The 16,427-nt window shown below is 58.8% G+C and carries 12 protein-coding genes and 2 tRNA genes; 6 read left to right on the top strand and 8 right to left on the bottom strand.

Features of this window, described 5'->3' with window-relative positions; all coding sequences use genetic code 11:
* Positions 1-138: 138 nt before the first annotated feature.
* The 4 genes from QWI20_RS07295 to QWI20_RS07280 form a co-directional block, all read right to left on the bottom strand.
* Positions 139-1,428: a virulence factor family protein gene (locus QWI20_RS07295; protein ID WP_369304864.1), complete on the bottom strand. Its 1,290-nt coding sequence runs from the start codon at positions 1,426-1,428 to the stop codon at positions 139-141.
* Entirely contained in the window at positions 1,428-4,070 is a 2,643-nt protein-coding gene (gene mprF, locus QWI20_RS07290; RefSeq protein ID WP_192170851.1) for a bifunctional lysylphosphatidylglycerol flippase/synthetase MprF, read from the bottom strand. The genes QWI20_RS07295 and mprF overlap by 1 nt, the downstream gene beginning before the upstream one ends.
* Positions 4,071-4,401: 331 nt before the next feature.
* A tRNA-Met gene (locus QWI20_RS07285) sits at positions 4,402-4,478 on the bottom strand.
* Between the two features lie 268 nt (positions 4,479-4,746).
* Positions 4,747-4,823 (bottom strand) — tRNA-Met (locus QWI20_RS07280).
* Positions 4,824-5,060: 237 nt separating this feature from the next.
* Here QWI20_RS07280 and dinB point away from each other — a divergent pair.
* The gene (gene dinB, locus QWI20_RS07275; RefSeq protein WP_369304862.1) at positions 5,061-6,119 is read left to right on the top strand and encodes a DNA polymerase IV; all 1,059 of its coding nucleotides are present in this window, start codon (positions 5,061-5,063) and stop codon (positions 6,117-6,119) included.
* Between the two features lie 17 nt (positions 6,120-6,136).
* Here dinB and QWI20_RS07270 read toward each other — a convergent pair whose 3' ends face one another.
* From QWI20_RS07270 to QWI20_RS07260, 3 genes are all read right to left on the bottom strand, one after another.
* Positions 6,137-7,093, bottom strand: coding sequence for a hypothetical protein (locus tag QWI20_RS07270; protein ID WP_369304860.1), 957 nt, complete (start codon positions 7,091-7,093; stop codon positions 6,137-6,139).
* 83 nt (positions 7,094-7,176) lie between these two features.
* Positions 7,177-8,892: a proline--tRNA ligase gene (locus QWI20_RS07265; RefSeq protein WP_369304858.1), complete on the bottom strand. Its 1,716-nt coding sequence runs from the start codon at positions 8,890-8,892 to the stop codon at positions 7,177-7,179.
* Between the two features lie 173 nt (positions 8,893-9,065).
* On the bottom strand, positions 9,066-10,388 hold the full coding sequence (locus QWI20_RS07260; protein ID WP_369304856.1) for an OprD family porin: 1,323 nt from the start codon (positions 10,386-10,388) through the stop codon (positions 9,066-9,068).
* A gap of 987 nt (positions 10,389-11,375) precedes the next feature.
* Between QWI20_RS07260 and QWI20_RS07255 the strand changes: the two genes are divergently transcribed.
* Together QWI20_RS07255 and QWI20_RS07250 are read left to right on the top strand one after the other, a co-directional pair.
* A complete protein-coding gene (locus QWI20_RS07255; protein ID WP_369304854.1) occupies positions 11,376-11,801 on the top strand; it encodes an HIT domain-containing protein in 426 nt (141 codons plus the stop codon).
* A gap of 2 nt (positions 11,802-11,803) precedes the next feature.
* Positions 11,804-12,010, top strand: a complete 207-nt coding sequence (locus QWI20_RS07250; RefSeq protein WP_133772807.1) for a SlyX family protein — start codon at positions 11,804-11,806, stop codon at positions 12,008-12,010.
* Positions 12,011-12,085: 75 nt separating this feature from the next.
* On the opposite strand, the gene QWI20_RS07245 is transcribed toward QWI20_RS07250, so the two are convergent.
* Positions 12,086-12,691: a cold-shock protein gene (locus tag QWI20_RS07245; RefSeq protein WP_108120953.1), complete on the bottom strand. Its 606-nt coding sequence runs from the start codon at positions 12,689-12,691 to the stop codon at positions 12,086-12,088.
* Positions 12,692-13,115: 424 nt separating this feature from the next.
* Between QWI20_RS07245 and QWI20_RS07240 the strand changes: the two genes are divergently transcribed.
* From QWI20_RS07240 to aspS, 3 genes are all read left to right on the top strand, one after another.
* Positions 13,116-13,589, top strand: a complete 474-nt coding sequence (locus QWI20_RS07240) for a Dps family protein (RefSeq protein WP_369304853.1) — start codon at positions 13,116-13,118, stop codon at positions 13,587-13,589.
* A gap of 437 nt (positions 13,590-14,026) precedes the next feature.
* Positions 14,027-14,374 carry a ribbon-helix-helix domain-containing protein gene (locus QWI20_RS07235; protein ID WP_369304852.1) on the top strand — a complete coding sequence of 116 codons (348 nt, stop codon included), beginning with the start codon at positions 14,027-14,029 and terminating at the stop codon, positions 14,372-14,374.
* Between the two features lie 262 nt (positions 14,375-14,636).
* Positions 14,637-16,412 (top strand): aspartate--tRNA ligase, encoded by a 1,776-nt coding sequence (gene aspS / locus QWI20_RS07230; protein WP_282369203.1) that lies wholly within the window; start codon positions 14,637-14,639, stop codon positions 16,410-16,412.
* Positions 16,413-16,427 lie beyond the last annotated feature (15 nt).

Below are 16,427 nucleotides of genomic sequence, written 5' to 3'. Positions count from 1 at the left end.
ATGCACCGGTCTCTTCCCGGCTGAAGCCGGTCCTACGGGGACAGTGCGTAACCAGAGGTGGGACCCGTCGTGAGCAGGCCCTGAAACAAAAAAATCCCCGCAATCGCAAGAGAGCGGGGATTTTTTATGGGCGGGCGATTACTCCGCGGCAGGCTCTTTGCCCTTCCACTTGTCGATCACCGCACTCAGGCGCTTGGCCAGGGCCGGGTAGTCTTCGTCGAAGTGATGGCCGCCTGGCAGTTGCATCTTCTCGCCAGGTGCTGTGGTTTCCGTACAGCCGCTTTCATCCTTCTCTTCGATGCCGTAGACGCACAACACCTTGTCGCCGGGCAGCTTGGCCATTTCAGGCCCGGTTGCCGCTTCTTTACCGGCGGCGCCCAACCAGCCTTCGACAGCAATCTCGAAGCTGCCGGTGCGGGCGAAGGCCAGCAGGATGATGCCGTCGACCCGCGCCTTGTCTTCTTCCGGCAAGCGGTTGTAGATCGCTGGCAATACGTCGGCGCCGAAGGAATAGCCCGCCAACACGAAATGCTTGGCGCCCCATTTCTGCCGGTAATGGGCCATCAGCTCGCTCAGATCAGCGGCGGTCTGTTCTGGGGATTTGTGCTCCCAGTAGTAACGAAGGGTGTCGATGCCGACGACCGGGTAGCCACCCATTTTCGCCATGTCGCCCGCCACGTCCTTGTCCAGGTCGCGCCAGCCACCGTCGCCCGACAGGAACAGCGTCACCGTGTCAGAGGGCTGGGAAGAAGGCACCTCAACCACCGGAATGTTCAGACCACCGTTGTCGTCACCCCCAATCAGGCGACGGCGCACTTCGTTGTTCAGCACCTGCGGGTACTTGATGTCGTAGTCGCTGATGCTGGTTTCGGTATTGGGTGCGTCACGGACCAGCGTGGCGCTTTCGTCGTCGGGGCCGTCGTTCCAGGCGACCGTCCACTTGCCGTGGGTTGCGGCTTTCGGCACAGGATCGGTACAACCCGGCTGATCGCGGACGAAGCCTACCGAGATGGCACGGGCGTTGTCGTTGTCCTGACCGGCCAGCCAGCGCCACGCCAGGGAAGCGCCTGAACCGACGCCGGCAACCAGATCCGGCGCGCCGTCGAGCTTTTGCAGGGCGGCATTGAAGGTCTTCGCCTGAAGCTGGCAGTCGTCCTTGGGCAGCGTCACCTGGATCACGCGAGCGGAAGCGTCGTAGCTCAGGGCGAGCAGTTGTTTCTCGGTCAGTGATTCTTCAGTGGTAACGGCGAGCGCGACCTGGGTTTTCACCTTGGTCGAGGGCACCACCCGGATCAACGCAGAGCCGTCATCCAGCGTGATGTGTTCAAGGGTCGGTTGCGCGGCGGGGCGGTTCCACAGCCAGAAACCCAATGCCACCACCAGAATTACCAGGGCTGCGAGCAAAAAGCGCCAGTAGCGTTGAATCATCAGCGTTTCACCAATCCAGTCAGGCCGCCCGCGATCAGGGCGGCGGTATCTGCCAGTGCCACGAGCGGATCAAGTCCTGCGGGCACGGCCATATAACGAGGTTCCCAGTCAGGCTGGAATTTGTCTTTGAAACGGCGCAGCCCCTGGAAGTTGTAGAGCTGCTCGCCACGGCTGAACACCATCGAACCCAGACGTTGGGTCAAGGGCGCGCCACGTCGCGGTTGCAGCCCGGACAACGGCACCATGCCGAGGCTGAAGCGGGCGTAACCTTCTTTTTTGTAATGCAGGATCAGCCCGACCATCATGAATTCCATGGTCAGCTTCGGCGCTTCCGGATGCGAGCGCATGAGGTCCAGGCTTGCCAGATCATTGCGCGAGGTCTCCAGCAAATTGGAGAACGCGACCGGCTTGCCCTGGAAGTGCACGATGGCGATCCGGAAATGCTTGAGGTAATCCAGGCTGAAGCGCCCGAGGGAGAAGCCTTTCTCGCGCACGTTCTTGCCCATCAGCCACGCATCGGAAATCACTTTGAGCTCGTCCATGGGCGCTTGACCCACTTCGTAGATTTCCAGCGACAGACCGTCGCGCCCACCCCGATTCCAGGTGTAGCGCAGGTCTTTCATTTCCTTGCCCTTGGCTTCGATGTCGAACTTGTGCAGATCGACCCGGGCCTCTTCGCCCAGCTTGATCGCAGTCAGGCCGATGTCCATGTAGAACGGCAGGTTCTCCGCACGCACCTGATAGAACACCGGGCGGGCATGGTGAACGTCACACAGATCGCGGAACTGCCAGATCAGCTCGGCCCGCTGCTGGGTCGGGCCGATCGGATCGTACAGTGCAACCAGGCTGCGGCCGCGATGGGCGTACATCAGGAACGCATTGCCGTCCGGGTGCATCAGCACGGCCTTGTCGCCGGTCAGCACCAAACCGCCATCGGGCTGGCTGGATGCTTTGATGATCTCCGCGGCTTTGGCCAGCTGTGCCTCGTCGGGCAGGTTGATCACAGGGCGCGCGGTACGCAGCAGCCACGTCAGCGAGACAATCAGCAGCAGCACCGCGCTTCCGAGCGCCGAACGCAGACCGCGTGGGGCATCGGCGTCCAGTGTGAACTGCCACCACAGCTGATGACTGTAGGGCACGTCTTGATAGGCGAACAGTAGCAGCCACACCGAAGCACCCAGCACGCAGACACTGGCGACCAGATACAGCGGTGAAAACGGCAGTTCCAGCAAGCGACTAGGGCGGTAGAACGAGCGACGGAAGATGGTCAGCAGGCACGCGGTCAGCAGCAGCAGACTGGCTTCTTCCCAGTCGAAACCCTTGAGGATCGACAGAATGGAACCCACAAACAGCAGAATCGTGGTCAGCATCCACGCCGCCGACAGGCGACGACGCAGGCCCTGCGCAAGCAACAGGCAGAGCACGCCGATCAGGCTTGCGCCGAAGTGAGAGGCGTCGATCAGTCGATGGGGAATCAGGAAGCCAAGACTCTCCAGGCGGGTGTCGATCTCGGGGGTCGAGCCAGAAAACAGCAGCACCACGCCGGAGAGAAATACCAGCAGCGCCAGAATCGGAGCGCCAAGGCCGGATGCAACGCGCATGGCTTGTTGCGCAAACAACAGTCGCTTGGCCTCGCTGTAAAGCAGTACCAGACAAGCGATCAGCAGCGGCATCACCACGTAGATCAGGCGGTACAGCAGCAGCGCGGCGGCCAGCGGCGCGGCGCCCAGCTCGTCGGCAAAGGCGGCGAGCAGAATGGCTTCAAAGACGCCGACGCCACCGGGCACGTGGCTGAGGACACCTGCGGCCAGGGCCAGCAGGTAAACCAGCAGAAACGCGCCGAAGGGCGGGGCGGAGGGCAGCAACAGATAGAGGACGGCAGCAGCGGCGGCGACGTCCAGCGCAGTGATCACCAACTGCATCAGGGTCAGGCGTACGCCAGGCAGACGCAGGGTGCGGCGTCCGGCGCGGACCAGCAGGTTATGCGGGATCGTCTGTTCCGGCAGGCGTCGGCGATAGATCGCATATCCCAGAATCAGACTGAACGCGAGCACGGCGACTGCAACGGTTGCCAGTACGGGCACTGATACATGCAGCGCCAGCGAAGCGGCTGGCAGGTCGCTCAAGGTCGCGAGGGCAGCCAGCGGGGGAAGTGCGCAACCCAAGGAAAGGCTGGCAAACAGGGTCATGTGGGCAACTTCGCCAGCACCCAGTCCCAATCGCGAGTAAAGGCGGTAACGAACCGAGCCGCCGGACAACATCGACAGGCCTACGGCGTTGCCGATGGCGAACGCGCAAAACCCGCCCATGATCAGCGACTTCGGTGGCAGATCGACATTGGCGTAGCGACTGGCGGACCACTCGTAGCCCAGCAGAATCACGAACCCGATGGCAGTCGCCAGCACTGCGCCGGCCAGAGAAGGCAGCGGCACACTGAGCAGCGAATCCTGCAGGGCGTAGATGTCCAGCTCGGTCAGCATGTGCCGACAGGCGATCAGGGCGATGGCGAACAGAAGGATGGTGACGCCTAACCCAATGGGTTGACGGTACTTGCTCACCAGTTCGCGTAGACGCAGTCGTTTCGGGGGAGCCGGAGGATGCTCCGTCACTGCTTCGTTTGTGTCGGACGGGTTGGCGCGCATCAATCACTCCTTGGATCGTGCGCGACAGGATGGAGGTATACAGCCAAGTTACCAATCCCTACGCAAAAAATAATTCAGGATGTTAGCGCTTGAACGTCTAACGGGCGAATACCACGGATACGTATCAGTGACCGTTCAGTCTAGGTTCAGTCGCTGGCCAGCGTATCGGCAGGGGAGATCAAAACTATTGCTCCCGGCAACATACAGTAACAAGACCTCTCGGATGAACGCACCCTTGGTAATGGGATGTGACAAGGATTCCGGCCCGCTGTTCGAGCGCTTTCAGCGAGGCAAAAAAAAGGCCACTCTTTCGAGTAGCCTTTTTAGATGTTGGTTGCGGGAGCCGGATTTGAACCGACGACCTTCGGGTTATGAGCCCGACGAGCTACCAGACTGCTCCATCCCGCGTCTGTGTGGCGGCATTCTACAGTCGAACGACGAAGTGTCAACCTTTAATGCCAGAGATCGACAAAATAACCACATCGGGGGCGTTGGGGCGCCTAAGTGGCGGTTGGACAAGGCTTTTATCGCAACCCGCGCCTGGCGGCAGGTCGCCATCATCCACAGGCCTTGTTTCATTTATATGAAGCGCTGGGAGGAGAGGGCGGCGGGATCGCGCTTCCCTAAATGACAGCCACAAAAAAGGCCACTCTTTCGAGTAGCCTTTTTTGATGTTTGGTTGCGGGAGCCGGATTTGAACCGACGACCTTCGGGTTATGAGCCCGACGAGCTACCAGACTGCTCCATCCCGCGTCTGTGTGGCGGCATTCTACAGAGGATCGCCGGGCTGTCAAGCAATCGGCAGAAAAAAAGGCTTTTTCTTCAATCGGTTAGCGTGAACGTGTCGCAGAGGGCCATGGCGCGTCTCGCTTTCGGGACTTTCATGGGCGGTTTCGTGGAGTGGCATGGCCGTAGGCGACGAGGCTTATTCAGTGTCAGAAAGTCGCGTGAATGAGATACTGCACGACCGTTTTCCTACGACCCCATGTGATGCCGCAGCGCAAAATCATCCATATCGACTGTGATTGCTTCTACGCCGCGATTGAGATGCGCGACGACCCGCGCCTGGCCGGCAAGCCGTTGGCAGTTGGCGGGTCGGCAGAAAGGCGGGGTGTGATCGCCACCTGCAACTACGAAGCTCGGGCCTACGGCATCCGCTCCGCGATGTCATCCCGGCACGCGCTAACGCTGTGCCCGGACCTCACCATCGTAAAGCCGAGAATGGATGCCTATAAAGAAGCATCGAAAGAGATCCAGACGATCTTCCGTGACTACACCGATCTGATCGAGCCGCTGTCGCTGGATGAGGCTTATCTGGATGTCACGGAATGCGAGCATTTTGCCGGCAGCGCGACGCGGATCGCCCAGGACATTCGCCGGCGTGTCTCCAATCAGTTGCACATCACGGTTTCCGCCGGCGTCGCGCCTAACAAGTTTCTGGCCAAGATCGCCAGCGACTGGAAAAAGCCCAACGGGTTGTTTGTCATTACCCCGGATCAGGTGGAAGACTTTGTCTCCGAATTGCCGGTGTCCAAGTTACACGGCGTTGGCAAAGTAACGGCCGACAAGCTGGGCCGCCTCGGCATCGTCACCTGCACCGATTTGCGCGGCTGGAGCAAGCTGTCGCTGGTGCGAGAATTCGGCTCATTCGGCGAGCGGCTGTGGAATCTGGCCCATGGTGTGGATGAGCGGCCCGTGCAGAACGACAATCGCCGCCAGTCGGTCAGTGTCGAAAACACCTATGACACTGATCTGCCGGACCTCGCCAGTTGCCTGTTGATGCTGCCGGCATTGCTGGAAACGTTGAACGACCGCATCGCGCGGATCGACAGCCTCTACCGCCCCGGCAAGCCGTTCGTGAAGGTCAAGTTTCACGACTTCACCCAGACAACGCTGGAACAGGCGGGAGCAGGGCGGGACTTGAGCAGTTATGAGCAACTGCTGACCCAGGCGTTCGCACGCGGCGGCAAGCCTGTGCGATTGCTGGGAGTCGGCGTGCGTCTGCATGACCTTCGGGCTGCCCATGAGCAGCTCGAGTTGTTCAGCTGAGGCTGGTTCAGGCCAGGCTATTCACTGCCCGGAGGCACAGCGACCAGTCGACCGGCGTCTTTCGCCAGTGATCTAAGGAATTCGTGCTGCAGTTGCGGATCGTTGCGGGTCAGCTCGATCAATGACTGTTCCAGCTCACTGGCTTCCTCTTCCAGTCCAAGCTCGGAAAGGCGCTTGACGCGATGCACCCACTGGCTGACTTCGTCATCTTCCAGATCGTCGTAGATCAGGTCGTGGGCTTCAATCAGCTTGCCGCGCAGTGATTTGCTCAGTGGCAACGTGGCAGTTGCCTGAACGTTGCTCTGGTCATCCTGCACTTTGATGTTCAGTTGCGTGACATAGCTGAGGTTCTGCTCGGCGAACGGGCTGTCCAGCAGATTCACGCGCAGCACGCCGTTACGATCCGTATTCAACTCGTGGGTCTCTTTGCCCGCAGTGACTTCAACCGGCGCTTCACTCCACGGCAGGCTCGAATGCTCGACGCGGTGATCGCGCTGTACTTCGTCGATACCGGCCAGGTTTTGTTGAGCGCGACCATGGGAGGGTGCGTTCATGAACGGGTTGACCCCCGCGACGCCGTAAGTGAGCCAGTCCTTGGTGACGCTGTCGGGCAGACTGCCAAACGTCAGCACGTTGACCACATTGGCGCCGATGCCCGCGACGATGGCCACCGCGCCCAGGGGGATTTCGTAGACTTCTCGCCACGGTTGATACGGCGTGTACCGGTCGTAGTGCCGGGTGACCTCGAATTCGGTGATGTCGAAGGTTTTCAGCTCGTGGATGCGTATCCGGCGCTGGGGTAATTCCAGCGTCTTGGGCTCGCCAAGGTCGACCTGAAAACTGTGATCGAGCAGTTTGCGCTCGACACGTTCTTCATGCTCGCTGCGTTGAGACAGATGATTGGCACAGCCGCCGAGAAACAGGCTGGTGCACAGCACAGCGCCTGCGAGACGTGAGGGATTTCGCTTGAACATGAGATCTCTAGGTGCAGGTAAGGCGCATAGCAGAGGCGTGGCGGATGAAAGCGCGCCTGCACAATCGCAGGCGCGCAATCCGGTCAGCGCTTGATCCGGTCCTTGATGAAAGACAACACATCGGCGACAGGCAGGGCCTGCGCTTCGGCTTCGGTGCGGCTCTTGTACTCGAGGTTGCCCTCGGCAAGACCACGGTCACTGACCACGATGCGATGCGGAATGCCGATCAGTTCCATGTCAGCGAACTTGATCCCCGGGCTGGTCTTCTTGTCGCGGTCATCCAGCAACACTTCGAAGCCGGCAGCCGTCAGTTCGGCGTACAGCTTGTCGGTTGCCTCTTTGACCGCATCGGTTTCGTAGCGCAGCGGCACGAGGGCGATCTGGAAAGGCGCGAGGGCGTCGCTCCAGATGATGCCGTTTGCGTCGTTGTTCTGCTCGATCGCGGCCGCCACAACGCGCGACACACCAATCCCGTAGCAGCCCATGGTCAATGTGACAGGCTTGCCGTTCTCGCCCAGCACCTGGCACTTCATCGCGTCGCTGTACTTGGTACCCAGCTGGAAGATGTGCCCGACTTCGATGCCGCGCTTGATGATCACGTTGCCCTGACCATCCGGGCTTGGGTCACCAGCGACGACGTTACGCAGGTCAGCGACGGCCGGAACCGGCAGGTCCCGCTCCCAGTTGACGCCGAAGTAGTGCTTGTCATCGATGTTCGCGCCAATACCGAAGTCGCTCATCAGCTCAACCGAGCGGTCGATGATGCACGGCAGCGGCAGATTCAGCGGGCCGAGGGAACCCGCGCCGGCGCCAATGGCATCGCGCAGTTCGGCTTCGGAGGCCATGACCAGCGGGCTGGCGACTTGCTCCAGATTCGACGCCTTGATTTCGTTGAGCTCGTGATCGCCACGGATGATCAGCGCAATCAGCTTGCCCTCTTCAGCGGCATGCACAACCAGCGTCTTGACGGTCTTTTCGATCGGCAGATTGAACTGCTCGACCAGGGCCGCGATGGTCTTCGCGTCAGGGGTGTCGACAAGGCGCAGCTCTTCAGTCGGCGCAGGGCGGCTGGCCTCGCGCGGAATGGCTTCAGCCTTTTCGATGTTCGCGGCGTAGTCGGAGGTGTCGCTGAACACGATGTCGTCTTCGCCGGACTCGGCCAGCACGTGGAACTCATGGGAGCCCGCGCCACCAATGGAGCCGTTGTCGGCCACGACCGGGCGGAAGTTCAGGCCCAGGCGAGTGAACACGTTGCAGTACGCCTGATGCATACGGTCGTAGGTTTCCTGAAGGGAATCCTGGGTCGCATGGAAGGAATAGGCGTCCTTCATGATGAACTCGCGGCCGCGCATCAAACCGAAGCGCGGACGGATTTCGTCACGGAATTTGGTCTGGATTTGATACATGTTGATCGGCAGCTGTTTATAGCTGTTGAGCTCGTTGCGGGCCAGATCGGTGATGACCTCTTCGTGGGTCGGGCCCGCGCAGAAATCACGATCGTGACGGTCTTTCAGGCGCAACAGCTCAGGACCGTACTGTTCCCAGCGGCCCGACTCCTGCCAGAGCTCTGCCGGCTGAATACCCGGCATCAACACTTCCAGCGCGCCAGCTGCGTTCATCTCTTCGCGAACCACCGCTTCGACCTTGCGCAGTACCCGCAGGCCCATGGGGAGCCAGGTGTAGAGACCGGAGGCAAGTTTGCGAATCATGCCGGCGCGAAGCATCAGCTGATGGCTGATTACGACCGCATCGGATGGCGTTTCTTTCTGTGTGGCGAGCAAATATTGACTGGTACGCATGGTCGGCCGTTGTCGGTTGCGGTGACTGGGAAATGACCCGGCATTGTACGGTGGTGGTATCGCTGAGTACAGGCCGGCCGGGCGCCGCAAGGGGAGGGATTGTCAACCGTACGCCCATGAAAAAGCCCGGCGCGAGGGCCGGGCTTTTCTATAACGAGTGTCAGACAGTGCGATTACAAGACCGAAATCGGGTAGTCCACGATCAGACGGAACTCGTTGACATCGCCTTCGCCCTCGTCCGTGTTGGCACGGTGGAATGCTTGGCGGATGCGGAACGACAGGTCTTTGGCCGGGCCGGTTTGAACAACGTACTTGGCCTCGACGTTTGTTTCGTGGTGGCTGCCATCAGCACCGTACAGACCGGTGTAGGTGCTGTTCGATGGAGTGTGGGTCCCGTCGATGTCAGTACCGGTCACGTAGCGAGCCATGAAACTCAGGCCTGGAACACCGTAGGTGGCCATGTTCAGGTCGTAGCGGGCTTGCCAGGATTTTTCACCCGGGGCGTTGAAGTCGGAGTATTGAATCGAGTTCGCCAGGAAGATCGAGTCGCCACCGCGGTTGTTGTCGCCAATACCGATGTAGTCGAACGGTGTATCACCGTTAACTTTCTGGAATGCCAGGGTCAGGGTATGGGCGGCCAGGAACGAATAGGCTGCAGAAAGGGAGAAGGCGTTGTTGTTGATATCGCCTGCTTTCTTGCTGCCGGTGTCCTGGGTGTTGTAGTAGTTGAAGTCGAACGCCAGCGCCTGGTCGTCGGTCAACGGCAGTGCGTAGTTCACGTTGCCGTAGTACTGATTCCACACGTCTTCCAGTTTGTTGTAGTAGAAACCAACGCCCAGGTTGTCAGTGATCGAGTACTTGCCGCCGCCATAAGTAGCGGACTTGGAGGTCACGCCAGCATAGGTGGCCCAGATATCGCCGTTGTGGGTCATATCGTCTTGGCTGGTGCCCGAGGTGAAACGACCTGCTTCTACGTCAAGACCTTTGATCTCGCTGCTCTGCAAGGTCACGCCAGTTGCGGTTTGTGGCAACAGGCGGGAACCGCCGACGGCGAAAACAGGGTTCTGCGGCTGCATGTCGCCGATTTTCAGTTCGGTCTTGGAGACGCGGAATTTAACAGCGCCACCGGCCTTGCCGAAGCTGTCTTCGTTTTTGCCCTGGCTGTCTGTCACCAGGTTGCCCGAGCCCGAGTATTTGTCCGAGCCATCAAGCTTGAAGCCGGCATAGCCGAACGCGTCAACACCGACACCAATCAGGCCTTGGGTGTAACCGGAGCTGTAGTTAGCCCAGAAACCTTGAGTCCAGTCTTTGTCGTCTACCGCGCCATTCTTTTTGTCGCGATTGTAGTAGTAGTTACGAGCCTTGACGTCGAGCTTGCTCCCCTCTACAAAACCAGTTGCTTCGGACTGATCGCTTACGAATGCCGCAGCCGATGCCAATTGGGTGCTGGCTGCAGTAACTGCCAGTGCGATTGCGCTCCACTTCATCACTCTCATCGTGACTTTGCTCCTTTGGTTTTTAAGAAGAGTACTGCCGTCCACCTGTTTTTTTATCTGGCCGGCTTCTTTCTTTTTGGTGTCGGCGAAATTTATAGCACGCTGACATTAATGGCGATAGTTACGAACCTATCCTTTCAATTTCTTTACGGCCTTGTCGCCGCCAGCTCTGTCCATGTCGCTACTGAATAGCTCCTGATTCGTTAAACGGTGCAACTACCGGGTTACTTTGAACGCTGGATTCATTCACACCTTTATTGAATCCAGACGCTCCAGCTACCTTGTCAAACGCCGTTGCATCCCTTCGGTCCCGGCCTGTCTCTCGACACGCTCGTCTTCAAGCTTGTGTGTGACAAAGCAACAACCGTGCACAAAATTTCGACGAATATGAAAAAAATGTCGAAAGCGTTGTAAAAACATTCGATGTCGACTCCAAGCTACTGAATAAAAACGATAAAAATATTTTCGATAGCCTGCTTTGCAACCCGAGTTTTCTTGAGACTAGCGCGATGAAATGTCACTAACGTTACCTGTTACCCCTTGGCAGTGGGTAAATCGCTGATAGCTGTCACATATTCGGGCCTCATCTGAGTCGTTTTGGTGCGTCACGCCGCAAAATTGCCTGTGTTTGGTTCTTCAGATTGGGTGTTGCCGCCCTGCCGAGCATGATGACCGCACCGCCATCGAGGAATATCGTCCGTGAGCCCCGGATTAACTGGACGCACCCGGAATCCGTTGCCGGGTTTTGCCAGGCCTGTGGCGGCGGCTGCCCGCTTCATGAAAGTGCGTGGCGGTATTCTTCGCGCGTTTCTGGTGCGAGGCGGACGTGTAGTGCTTACCGATCAACACCAGATCCGCAAAATGCCCGGAATCACGGTGCCGGATGAATCGTCCGGAATTCGCGAGTATCCTTCCCGCTACCCAGGACTTCTTTATCGGGCCAGTCATTCGGCTCAGCCCATCTAATCCGCGATCAGGAGTATTTACGTGTTTGTTCTAGATCCGCGCTTGCTGCAAGACACACTACCAATCGGCGACTTCCCGCTGTGCACGCTGCTGCTGTCCAATGATTCCAATTACCCGTGGTTCATTCTGGTGCCGAAGCGTCCCGGCATCAGTGAAGTGTTCCAACTGTCCGAGACGGAGCAGGCGCAGTTGTGGAAAGAAACCACCTACCTCTCGGCCGTACTTGATCGTACGTTTCAGGCCGACAAGATGAACGTGGCTGCGCTGGGTAATGTGGTCAATCAGCTGCATATGCATGTCATTGTTCGCCGGGTCGGCGATGCGGCCTGGCCTGCGCCGGTGTGGGGAAAGCATCCCGCCAAGCCTTATTCGCCGGATGAGGTTGCCCGGATCACCTCGCAACTGAAGTCCGGATTGACCGAAGCATTCACCTTTAAGGAGGACTGACCATGGATCTCGAATCCCGTGTCATGGAGCTGGAAAGTCGACTGGCCTTTCAGGACGATACGATTCAGGCCCTCAACGACGTGTTGGTCGCCCAGCAGCGCAGTCTCGATCGTCTGGAATTACAGATCGCTGCCCTGATCAAGCGTCAGGAGGAAATGGGCGGGCAGGGCGACGGCTTCGCTGAAGACTCGCGTCCCCCTCACTATTAAGGGAGAAAGAGCTGAGGGCAGGAATTTCAGCCAAAAAAAACCGCGCCTGTGAGCGCGGTTTTTTATGCGGCAACGTTAGCGGCGCGGAAGCGCAGCGATGACGTCTTCCGCTTGCAGGCCTTTGTCGCGGTTCATCACCGAAAACTCGACGCGCTGGCCCTCGACCAGAACGCGGTGGCCTTCTCCGCGAATGGCGCGAAAGTGCACGAAGATATCGTCGCCCGAATCACGGGAAATGAATCCGAAGCCTTTGGAGGTGTTGAACCACTTCACTGTGCCCGTATCGCGGTTGCCCAGATCCTGGGACTGTGCGGCAGGCGCAGGAGAGGAACGGTAGAAGCTGACCGCCAGGTGCAACGCCACGGCAATGACGACGGCGAGCAGGCTGACCAGGACGGCTGGCTGGCCGGCAATGGTTTCCAGTGGAACGACCAGCGTAAGGATTTGAAGCACGACGGCCAGCACGAGCAAGCCGCTGACCAGGTTTTGCAGTTGATGACGTGGACCTTTGTTCCAGTAAGGAATCACTGGCGCAAGCACCAGGTTGATGAGGCCGAAGAGCGCCAGGTACAGCGCATCCGGTTGGGACAGGTAAGAAGACAGCGCTTCACTACGCAGGCTGGGGATGAAAGACAGCAGCAGGGCAGCTGCGCCCGTTAGCAGGTGGACTATTTTCAACATTTCGATGACTCACATTAAGATGGATCACAAGGAAATAGCGGGTGACCTTCGGTACGCTTCGGGAGAAAAGGGAGGCGTGATGCACGAGTGTCGGTCCCGCCTATGCACTGCCGCCGGACGGCACTTTGGCGGCAGCGCATCTGTATTTAACAGCAAAGCCGAGAGCTACTCAAATCAAGTGCTTAGCGCATGTGTTCGCGGGTGATAGTGGCGGTATGTCGGTTTTTTTCAATTCTGGTAAGAGGCTCGCTCCAGAGCGGCCGGAATAAACAAACCGGTACGCTGATCGTTGCTATTAAAAGAAGCGGGCCTGACTGCGGCCCCGTGACTGAACTAATCCCGACAGATGGCTGCGCAGGGTCCATGGTCTTGGTAGAGTGGTCGGCAGTCGTTTGAAAAAAACCATCATTGAAGAGGGCTGAACATGGCAATCGATATCGGCATCAGCGAAGAAGATCGCAAGTCCATCGTGGACGGTCTTTCCCGCCTGCTGGCAGACACCTACGTGTTGTATCTGAAAACCCATAACTTTCACTGGAACGTGACTGGCCCGGCTTTTCGTACGCTGCACCTGATGTTTGAAGAGCAATACAACGAACTGGCGCTGGCGGTGGATCAAATCGCCGAACGTATCCGCGCACTGGGCTTCCCGGCGCCGGGCACCTATTCGACCTACGCACGCTTGTCGTCGATCAAGGAAGAAGAGGGCGTACCCGCTGCCGAGGACATGATTCGTTCGCTGGTTCAGGGGCAGGAAGCAGTCACCCGTACGGCCCGTGGCATTTTCCCGTTGCTGGACAAAGTGAGCGACGAGCCAACGGCGGACTTGCTGACCCAGCGCATGCAAGTGCATGAAAAAACGGCCTGGATGCTGCGCTCGATGCTGGAAACCCGATGATCAGAAGCTCAGTCATCCACAGCTGATCAACGCAATACAGGTGCGGGCAACGTAACGAGTGCCCGCTCCCCACTGCTTTCACCCGCCGCGCGCGACAATTCCCTCCTGATCCACCCTCTGTTTGAAATCCTTCAACTCACAACGCTCACCGGTGAAACTCGTTCGCCCTCTATTTCCGAGTCACGCTGACGTCCGCAATCGGGTGAGCGGGAAGAAATAAACCACCGAAAAATACATATTTAACACCCCGATTAGGGTCGGGTCTGAGTCGTTTGCTAACTCTCGAAAATCACCCCTGCAGCGTGGTGATCTCCTACAGGTTCAGGGTGCTCCTTCTGCTGGTTGCGCCCTTTGGAATACGGCTTGATAGACACCTCTTTTCAACTGATTGCGAAGGTGCCGATGCCATATCCGTAATCGCAACGAGGGGGACCTGCATGAACCTGAATACTGCCCGAGAGGGATGGGAGCCGACCCAGTGTCTGAACGCCCGGGGCGACCCGTTTATCGAGAATTTCAACATGAGCCTGGCCCAGCCGCACTCCAGGTCGGTGAGGCTCAATGGGCTGGCGACATGCCTGCGACTTGAGGAGGTGTACTGGAATATTTTGTCCGAAATGGCACGATTCAACGATTGCTCCATCAACGCCGTGCTCTCCTACGTCGATCGCGAGGTTCACCTGCGTTACGGCGGCGTCAAGAATTTCAGCGGCCTGATCCGCGTCGTGTGCGTGGCGCACGTATTGAGTGCCGAGGGCCTGCGGTTGACGCCGTCCCCGACCTGACCAGATTTCAGCGGGCCCGTTGCGGCGGGCCTGCATTCGCCAGCGCCACTGCCGCATCCACGCCGCGTGCCGAGATCTTCTTGCCCGGTATCGGGCTGCGCGGCTGCACAGCGATGATTATCCCTATATAATCCCCCGCCTTACTGTGGAAGGCAGGAACTGACCGTCAGGTCGAACTGCATGCCAAAGCTTGCGCACCCTTGCACCGGCGACGGGCGAAAGCTCCATCGAATTCCGAATTACGAGAAGTGAACACACGATCATGATGCGCAGCCATTATTGCGGCCAACTGAACGAGAGCCTGGAAGGTCAGGAAATTACCCTTTGCGGATGGGTCCATCGCCGTCGCGACCACGGGGGGGTGATTTTCCTCGACATTCGCGATCGTGAAGGTCTGGCCCAGGTGGTCTTCGATCCGGATCGTGCTGACACCTTCGCCATCGCCGACCGCGTTCGCAGCGAATACGTGGTCAAGCTGACCGGTAAAGTGCGTGCGCGTCCTGCCGGCGCCGTCAACCCGAACATGGCGTCGGGCGCGATCGAAGTGCTGGGCTATGAGCTGGAGGTGCTCAACGAGTCGGAAACCCCGCCGTTCCCGCTCAACGAGTACTCCGACGTCGGTGAAGAAACCCGCCTGCGTTATCGCTTCATCGACCTGCGTCGTCCGGAGATGGCTGAAAAGCTGCGCCTTCGCTCGCGCATCACCTCCAGCATCCGTGGCTTCCTGGACGGCAACGGCTTCCTCGATGTCGAGACGCCGATCCTCACCCGCGCCACGCCGGAAGGTGCCCGTGATTACCTGGTACCAAGCCGTACCCATCCAGGCAGCTTTTTTGCCCTGCCGCAATCGCCTCAGCTGTTCAAACAGCTGCTGATGGTTGCCGGTTTCGACCGTTACTATCAAATCGCCAAGTGCTTCCGCGACGAAGACCTGCGTGCCGACCGTCAGCCTGAATTCACTCAGATCGACATCGAGACCAGCTTCCTCAACGAAGCCGACATCATGGGCATCACCGAGACCATGGTCCGCAAGCTCTTCAAGGAAGTGCTGGATGTGGAGTTCGCTGACTTCCCGCACATGACCTTCGAAGAAGCCATGCGTCGCTACGGTTCCGACAAGCCAGACCTGCGTAACCCGCTTGAGCTGGTTGACGTTGCCGATCAGCTTCAGGCCGTGGACTTCAAAGTGTTCAGCGGTCCGGCAAACGATCCGAAGTGCCGTGTCACGGCGCTGCGCGTTCCCGGCGGCGCAAGCATGCCGCGCAGCAAGATCGACGACTACACCAAGTTCGTCGGTATCTACGGCGCCAAAGGTCTGGCTTACATCAAGGTCAACGAGCGCGCCAAAGGCGTCGAAGGCCTGCAGTCGCCGATCGTCAAGAACATCCCTGAAGCCAACCTCAACGTGATCCTTGATCGCGTGGGTGCAGTGGACGGCGACATCGTGTTCTTCGGCGCCGACAAATTCAAAATTGTCAGCGAAGCATTGGGCGCCCTGCGCATCAAGCTGGGCCACGACCTGAACCTGCTCACCTGTGAATGGGCGCCGATGTGGGTCGTCGATTTCCCGATGTTCGAAGAAAACGACGACGGCAGCTTCTCCGCGCTGCACCACCCGTTCACCGCGCCGAAATGCTCGCCTGAAGAGCTTGAGGCCAACCCTGCGACCGCGCTGTCTCGCGCCTACGACATGGTGCTGAACGGCACTGAGCTGGGTGGCGGTTCGATCCGTATCCACCGTAAGGAAATGCAGCAGGCCGTGTTCCGTCTGTTGGGTATTTCCGAAGACGAACAGCAAGAGAAGTTCGGCTTCCTGCTCGACGCACTGAAGTACGGCGCGCCGCCCCACGGTGGCCTGGCGTTCGGTCTGGATCGTCTGGTCATGCTGATGACCGGTGCTCAGTCCATTCGCGAAGTCATTGCCTTCCCGAAAACCCAGAGTGCTGCGGATGTGATGACCCAGGCACCGGGCGTGGTTGATGCCAAGGCACTGCGCGAGCTGCACATCCGCCTGCGCGAGACGCCGAAGGCCGAGTAAGCCGTGTAGACAAGG

Source organism: Pseudomonas sp. W2-17 (genome assembly GCF_041060445.1).
In the GTDB taxonomy this organism is placed as follows: domain Bacteria; phylum Pseudomonadota; class Gammaproteobacteria; order Pseudomonadales; family Pseudomonadaceae; genus Aquipseudomonas.
This window is presented reverse-complemented; position numbering and strand designations above follow the sequence as displayed.

Coding starts and splice junctions, on each gene's coding strand:
- QWI20_RS07295 (WP_369304864.1), bottom strand. CDS start 1,428: ATGATTCAACGCTACTGGCGCTTTTTGCTCGCAGCCCTGGTAATTCTG.
- mprF (WP_192170851.1), bottom strand. CDS start 4,070: ATGCGCGCCAACCCGTCCGACACAAACGAAGCAGTGACGGAGCATCCT.
- dinB (WP_369304862.1), top strand. CDS start 5,061: ATGCCGCAGCGCAAAATCATCCATATCGACTGTGATTGCTTCTACGCC.
- QWI20_RS07270 (WP_369304860.1), bottom strand. CDS start 7,093: ATGTTCAAGCGAAATCCCTCACGTCTCGCAGGCGCTGTGCTGTGCACC.
- QWI20_RS07265 (WP_369304858.1), bottom strand. CDS start 8,892: ATGCGTACCAGTCAATATTTGCTCGCCACACAGAAAGAAACGCCATCC.
- QWI20_RS07260 (WP_369304856.1), bottom strand. CDS start 10,388: ATGAGAGTGATGAAGTGGAGCGCAATCGCACTGGCAGTTACTGCAGCC.
- QWI20_RS07250 (WP_133772807.1), top strand. CDS start 11,804: ATGGATCTCGAATCCCGTGTCATGGAGCTGGAAAGTCGACTGGCCTTT.
- QWI20_RS07245 (WP_108120953.1), bottom strand. CDS start 12,691: ATGTTGAAAATAGTCCACCTGCTAACGGGCGCAGCTGCCCTGCTGCTG.
- QWI20_RS07240 (WP_369304853.1), top strand. CDS start 13,116: ATGGCAATCGATATCGGCATCAGCGAAGAAGATCGCAAGTCCATCGTG.
- QWI20_RS07235 (WP_369304852.1), top strand. CDS start 14,027: ATGAACCTGAATACTGCCCGAGAGGGATGGGAGCCGACCCAGTGTCTG.
- aspS (WP_282369203.1), top strand. CDS start 14,637: ATGATGCGCAGCCATTATTGCGGCCAACTGAACGAGAGCCTGGAAGGT.